8 protein-coding genes are annotated in these 6,042 nt (G+C 64.8%); 1 reads left to right on the top strand and 7 read right to left on the bottom strand.

The annotated features are described in order from the left end of the window. The 3 genes from F0Q45_RS23665 to F0Q45_RS23655 form a co-directional block, all read right to left on the bottom strand. The coding region (locus F0Q45_RS23665; protein ID WP_149656220.1) for a cytochrome c biogenesis CcdA family protein at positions 1 to 838 on the bottom strand (838 nt) is incomplete at its 3' end. Continuing rightward, positions 835 to 1,380: a redoxin domain-containing protein gene (locus tag F0Q45_RS23660; RefSeq protein ID WP_149656221.1), complete on the bottom strand. Its 546-nt coding sequence runs from the start codon at positions 1,378 to 1,380 to the stop codon at positions 835 to 837. The genes F0Q45_RS23660 and F0Q45_RS23665, both read right to left, overlap by 4 nt. Before the next feature lie 87 nt (positions 1,381 to 1,467). Continuing rightward, entirely contained in the window at positions 1,468 to 1,767 is a 300-nt protein-coding gene (locus F0Q45_RS23655) for a mycothiol-dependent nitroreductase Rv2466c family protein (RefSeq protein ID WP_262491142.1), read from the bottom strand. 121 nt (positions 1,768 to 1,888) lie between these two features. Between F0Q45_RS23655 and F0Q45_RS23650 the strand changes: the two genes are divergently transcribed. Next, complete coding sequence (locus F0Q45_RS23650) at positions 1,889 to 2,725, top strand: arylamine N-acetyltransferase family protein (RefSeq protein ID WP_149656219.1); 837 nt, start codon at positions 1,889 to 1,891, stop codon at positions 2,723 to 2,725. A 27-nt stretch (positions 2,726 to 2,752) separates the two neighbouring features. On the opposite strand, the gene F0Q45_RS23645 is transcribed toward F0Q45_RS23650, so the two are convergent. From F0Q45_RS23645 to F0Q45_RS23630, 4 genes are all read right to left on the bottom strand, one after another. Next, entirely contained in the window at positions 2,753 to 3,919 is a 1,167-nt protein-coding gene (locus F0Q45_RS23645; protein ID WP_149656218.1) for a pyridoxal phosphate-dependent aminotransferase, read from the bottom strand. Further along, the gene (ipdE2, locus tag F0Q45_RS23640) at positions 3,916 to 4,875 is read right to left on the bottom strand and encodes an acyl-CoA dehydrogenase IpdE2 (RefSeq protein WP_149656217.1); all 960 of its coding nucleotides are present in this window, start codon (positions 4,873 to 4,875) and stop codon (positions 3,916 to 3,918) included. Before ipdE2 ends, F0Q45_RS23645 begins: the two co-directional genes overlap by 4 nt. Further along, positions 4,872 to 5,813: an acyl-CoA dehydrogenase family protein gene (locus F0Q45_RS23635; protein WP_149656216.1), complete on the bottom strand. Its 942-nt coding sequence runs from the start codon at positions 5,811 to 5,813 to the stop codon at positions 4,872 to 4,874. Before F0Q45_RS23635 ends, ipdE2 begins: the two co-directional genes overlap by 4 nt. Next, positions 5,810 to 6,042 (bottom strand): acyl-CoA dehydrogenase family protein (locus tag F0Q45_RS23630; RefSeq protein WP_262491141.1); only part of this gene is annotated, 233 nt, incomplete at its 5' end. The genes F0Q45_RS23630 and F0Q45_RS23635, both read right to left, overlap by 4 nt.

Genomic DNA, 6,042 nt, shown 5'->3' with positions numbered 1-6,042 from the left:
AGCGAGCCAGGCCGTGCCAGCCCACTCCCACGGCCACCAGCGCCGCCGAAGCCCCGACTAACGACCAGGCACTGAGCCCGTCGACCAAGCGAATCAGCCAGTCCTGCACCGCGCCCGCGGTCTGGATCACCGGGTCATGGGGCTCTGCAGCAGCGAAATAGAGCCGTATCTCGTAGTAGCCGTAATACATCACATAAAGGCCAGTTAGTAACACGACCGCGCCGACGATCCGGCCGACGAAAGGCAGAACCCGCCGAAACGCCGTCGTTGCCGATGACCCGGCCAGCGCCACAGCCAAAGCGGCTACCCCGACGGTGATGGTCATGCCGACCGCGTACGCGAGGAAGGCCAGCACGCCCGAAAGCACCGAACCCTGCTTGAACGTCGTACTGATCACCGCGAGAAACGGTGCGATGGTGCATGATAGCGACGCAACCGCATAGCCCACACCGTAGCCGTACATGGAGGCCAGTCTCCTTGTCGGCGCACCACCACTGCGTTGCGGCAGGATGACGCTGAACTCCTTGCCGGCCAGCATCCAGCTGGCCAAAGCGACCAGCAGAACTCCGATGACTACCGTCGCGAACGGTAGATACTTCTGGGCTGAGGCGATTACCGGTGAGATCAACAGCCCGAAAATGCCGAAGACCGTGAGGAATCCTAACGACATTCCCGCGGTGGCCGCCCCGGCACGGATGAGGGCTACCGGCCGTGACGTGCCGTGGCTGCCGGCAATCACCAATCCCAAATAGCCTGGCAGAAAAGCAAAACCGCACGGGTTGAGGGCGGCCACCAATCCGGCTCCCAGGGCAAAGCTGAGCGCTGTGGTGTCGATCATCGCTCAGCCAGGCCGTTGACCCGCGCTGTTAATTCAGGCTGAGTCAATGAGCCTTTGACCACATCGATATCGCCGTTGGCGCCGACGAATGCCCACGCCGGTTGTTGCGTTATCCCGAATCTGGACCAGACCGCTCCGTCGGAGTCGGCCAGTTGAGTCAACCCGCCGAGTTGGTATTTATCGACGAACGCTTGCATCCCTGATACGTGGTCGTACGCGGCCACGCCGACAAATGTCACCCGCGGGTTGGCCGCTGCGGTCTTGCCCACGACGGGGGCTTCCTGCTGGCACTTCGGGCACCAGGGCGTCCAGAACCACAACACTGCCGGCTTTCCCGCTAGTGTCGCCCCTGAGAATGTCTGTCCGTCAAGTGTTTTGGTGGTGAATTGCAGCTGGTTCGGGATGTGCGCAGCCTGGTCGGCGGCCCCGCGCGGTGATGCAGGGTGTGCAGTCGGTTGGGAATGGGCTCCCGGCGAGCCGCATGCCGCGGTGAACGCCGCTGCGGCGGTGATAGCGAGCAAGGCGGTCAGGCGGCGCGGCATAACGATTCTTTCCGTCGGGTTGGTGAGATTGCGAGCGGTAGTTATCAACATACTACCTACGTACGTAGATAGTATTTGCAGAACACATCAACGGGTCTCCTCAAGAATCGGCGGTCCTTGGTAGGGCCGTTGCAGCACGGCGAATTCGAGCGTTGTCGCGGCGGTGAGGACTGTCTCGAAGAGGCGCGCGCCGTCGTCGTCGCTGGGGATTCGCGTCAGAACCGGCCCGAAGAACGCGCGTCCGTCGACCGCGATGATCGGACTCCCGGCCGAGCCGCCCAGCACATCCTGGCTGGCTTGGTGGGCGTCTCTGGTGGCGTCATCGAAACTGTTGTCATCGAGCACGTTGGCAAGCGATTCGTCGAGTCCGCTCTCGGCGAGGGCCACGCGCTCCTCCTTGGTGCTTCCTTGGACGGTACGCCAGACTGCGCTGGCCCCCATGATACCCCTGTGGGTATTCTTAATCGAAGCCGCGGCGCCGACGTCCGGCTGCCAGCACAATGGATCTATGACGCTGGATCTGAGCGGATACTTCGAACGCATCGGCTACTGTGGTCCCCGCGCTGCGACGCTGGATGTGCTGAGTGATCTGGTGATCGCACACACGCAGGCGATTCCGTTCGAGAACCTCGATCCGTTGATGGGGGTGCCCGTCGACCACCTGAATCCGGAACCCCTGATGGACAAGCTGGTTTACCGACGCCGCGGCGGCTACTGCTACGAGCAGAACGGTCTGATGGGATATGTCCTTGCCGAGCTGGGCTTCCGGGTGCGCCGACTGGCTGGCCGAGTGGTGTGGATGGCCCCGCCGGACGCGCCGTTGCCGGCACAAACACACACCCTGCTGGCAGTGACTTTCCCTGGCTCCGACGGGTCGTGCCTGGTCGACGTCGGCTTCGGTGGCCAGACGCCGACGGCTCCGCTGCGTTTGCAAACCGGCAGCATCCAGGAGACCACACACGAGCCGTATCGGCTGGAAGAGTTCGGCGACGGACTGGTGTTGCAGGCGATGGTGCGCGGGGAGTGGCAGGCGCTGTATGAATTCAGCACCGTGAGCCGGCCGCCGATAGATCTCACCGTGGGAAGTTGGTATGTCTCCACCCACCCGTCGTCACATTTCGTTACCAGCTTGATGGCCGCCACCGTCACCGGGGACGCGCGGTGGAACCTCACGGGCCGACACCTCGCGGTCCATCGGAAGGGGAAGACCGAGAAGATCGTTCTCGACGACGCGGCCGCGGTCGTCGACGCTCTCAGCGGTCGGTTCGGGATCAACGTGGCCGACGTCGGTGAATGCAGCGCGCTTGAAGCTCGGATCGAGGCGACCTGTTTCACGCGGGGGTGAGTGGGGAGCACCTGGGTGTGTCCGACCTTAGCGTGCGCGCAGCCAGGACTCGATGCGCCGCAGTCCTTCTTCGATGTCGCTGCTGGGCCCGGCGAACGACATCCGGACAAACGATGCGCCATGTGTGGTGTCGAAGTCGATGCCCGGCGCGATGGCGACACCGGTATCGGCCAGCAACTGTGAGCAAAAGGTCAACGAGTCGGTGGTGAAGTCGGAGACGTCGGGATAGACGTAGAACGCGCCATCGGTGGGAGCCAGCCGGTCGAGTCCGATGTGCCGCAGACCGTCGAGCAACATCGCGCGGTTCAGGGTGTAGTGGCGCAGGTTGCCCTCGGCCTCGGCGGTAGCCTCGGGTGTGAACGCCGAGACCGCGGCGATTTGCGATAGCACCGGCGGGCAAATGGTGAAATTGCCGGTGAGACAGTCCACCGCGCGACGTAGCTCGGTCGGTACCAGCAGCCAGCCCAGCCGCCACCCGGTCATCGCGTAGTACTTGGAGAAGCTGTTGACCACCACCGCGTTTCGTGAGGCTTGCCATGCGCAACTGGTCCGCGGTGCCCCCGGATAGACCAGTCCATGGTAGACCTCGTCGCTGATCAGCCGAACGCCGGCCGTGTCGCACCACGACGCGATTGCCGCGAGCTCAGCAGCCGGGATGACGGTCCCGGTGGGATTAGCTGGACTGGCGACGATGACGCCCTGCACCGGCGGGTCGAGCTCAGCCAGCAACTGCGCGGTGGGCTGGAATCGAGTCTCTGGCCCGCATGGGATCTCGACGACCTCACAGCCCAGCGCCGCGAGGATGTTGCGATAACAGGGGTAGCCGGGACTAGCCATCGCCACCCGATCGCCGACGTCGAAGCACGCCAGAAAGGCCAGCAGGAAGCCACCCGACGAACCCGTCGTGACCACCACCGCGTCGAGGTCGACGGTGATGCCATGCTTGCGCTGATAGTCCGCCGCGATCGCGGCCCGCAGCTCTGGAATGCCCAGTGCCACCGAGTAACCCAATTGATTGAGATGCAGGGCGGCCGCCGCGGCGGCGCGAACCGGTTCCGGGGCCCCCGCACTGGGTTGACCCGCCGACAGGTTCACCAAATCGCCATGGGTGCGCTGGCGCTCGGCAGCGGCCAGCCAGACATCCATTACGTGAAACGGTGGGATGCCAGCGCGCAGGGCAACACGATTAGTCATGGCCCGGGTAGCACCTCGGCTTCCAATCGACGCAACACTTCTCGTGGCGAATCAAGCAGATGCGTACTGCCGTGCGCACGTTTGAAATACAGCTGCATGTCGTGTTCCCAGGTGATCGCGATGCCGCCATGTAACTGGATCCCCTCGGCGGCCACTGCGTTTAGTGCTTCGCAGGCGGCCAGTCGTGCGGTGGCGGCATTGGCGGGTGTGGGTTGGTTGCAGGCGTCGTCGACGACGGCCCGGGCGGCTACCACTGCGACGTACAGATCGGCCATCCGGTGCTTGAGTGCCTGGAAGCTGCCGATCGGCCGGCCGAATTGCACTCGGCTTTTGGTATATTCGACGGTCAGGTCCAGGCAGCATTCGGCAGCGCCGATCTGCTCGGCTGCCAACAGGATCGCCGCGGTGTGCGCCAACCCTGGATCGGCGGCCAGATCTTCGGTCTCCTCGGGCTGCACGCGGGCCAGCCTACGGGTGGGGTCCATGGTCGCTACCGGCACCGCATGGAATTGGGTCCACTTGGCCAGCCGGCCGTTAGCGGCGCAGACGACGACGTCGGCGAGATCGCCGTTGACGACGTAGTCGGGATCGAGAACCAGCGCGCCGATCGAAGCGCCCTCAGCCAGCGCCGCCAGCGTCTCGGCGTCTGGCTCGGGCGCGGCCAGCAGCGCCACTGCTGCCAGCGTGGTACCCAGCAGGGGAGAGGGCACCAACGCCCGACCCAGCTCCTGCAGAACCGTTGCAGCATCGGCTAGTTGGCCACCCGCACCGCCCATCTCCTCGGGAATCAGCAATGCTGCGGCGCCGACCTGCTCGCAGAGCAGTTGCCACAGCGACTCGTCGTAGCCGCGCTCGGATGCCATCGCTGCGCGCACCGCCGCCGGGCTAGCGTGCTTGGCCACCAGGGCAGCCACCGTCTCTCGCAGCAGCTGTCGCTCTGTGGTCGCATGCGTCATAACGCCTCCAGCACCCGGCGCCGATGCGCCTCCGATGTTCCCCAGGCCGAGCGCAAGGCCTGCACCCGCAGCAGCCATAGTGACAGGTCATGCTCCTGGGTGAACCCGATCGCGCCGTGCGTCTGCAATGCCGAGCGGGCAGCCAGCAGACCAGCGTCGCCCGCGGCCACTTTGGCCGCGCTGACGTCGCGGGGCGACAGCGAAAGTGCGGCGCCGTAAATCAAGGGGCGGGCCAACTCGATCGCGATGTGGACGTCGGCCAGCTTATGCTTGATCGCCTGGTAGGAGCCGATCACCCGGCCGAACTGCGTCCGCTGCTTGGCGTACTCGACGGTTGCGTTGAGCAGTGCTTCAGCAGCACCCACCAGCTGTGCCGCGGTGGCCAATGCGCCGAACTCGTAGGCGCGCACAAGGTCTGCCTGCCAGAGTTGGCCGATTGCCGTCACGTCGTAGAGGCGGCGGCTGGGATCCACTGACTGGTGGCACTGGCTTAAGGCCGCCTCGGTGATGCCCCCCTCGCCGGCGAGCAGCACCAGCCCGGCACTATCGGCATCGACGGCGCGCGGCATCTGTGGCGGCAGTGCGACAGTGGCGATCAGCTCGCCGGCTGCCAAGCCGGCGCAGCGGTCATCGTCGGCGAGCAAAATCGGTGCCACAGCAATGGATTCGGTGACCGGTCCAGGCACGCACCAGCGGCCGAGCCGTTCCAGTGCGACCACGAGATCGACCGGATCAGCGGCCAGTCCTTCGAATCTTTCCGGCACGTTCAGCGCAGTGACTCCCAGATTGGCCAACTGCTGCCAGACCTTACGGCCCGGTGCGACGTCACCCTGCGACCACGCACGAACCGCAGCGGGCAGGTCGGCGACGCCCAACGCCGCATCGATACTGGCCGCGAAGTCGCGTTGCTGTTGGTTTAGTCCAAAATCCACGGTCACTTCTTCTCTCGCGGCAGCCCGAGCAGCCGTTCGGAAATAATGTTGCGCTGAATTTCATTGGTGCCGGCGTAGATCGGGCCGCCCAAGGCGAACAACAGTCCTTCGGCCCACGGCCCGGCCAGCTCTCCGTCGGCCGCCATGATGTCGAGCGCAGTCTGATGTAACTGCACATCGAGCTCCGACCAGAAGACCTTGGTCACCGACGATTCGGCGCCCAGCTCGCCACCGG

The sequence above is a fragment of the Mycobacterium simiae genome (genome assembly GCF_008370645.1).
Lineage (GTDB): Bacteria > Actinomycetota > Actinomycetes > Mycobacteriales > Mycobacteriaceae > Mycobacterium > Mycobacterium simiae_A.
The sequence above is the reverse complement of the archived record's forward strand: the minus strand, read 5'-3'. Positions and strand labels throughout refer to the sequence as shown.

Coding starts and splice junctions, on each gene's coding strand:
- F0Q45_RS23660 (WP_149656221.1), bottom strand. CDS start 1,380: ATGCCGCGCCGCCTGACCGCCTTGCTCGCTATCACCGCCGCAGCGGCG.
- F0Q45_RS23645 (WP_149656218.1), bottom strand. CDS start 3,919: ATGACTAATCGTGTTGCCCTGCGCGCTGGCATCCCACCGTTTCACGTA.
- ipdE2 (WP_149656217.1), bottom strand. CDS start 4,875: ATGACGCATGCGACCACAGAGCGACAGCTGCTGCGAGAGACGGTGGCT.
- F0Q45_RS23650 (WP_149656219.1), top strand. CDS start 1,889: ATGACGCTGGATCTGAGCGGATACTTCGAACGCATCGGCTACTGTGGT.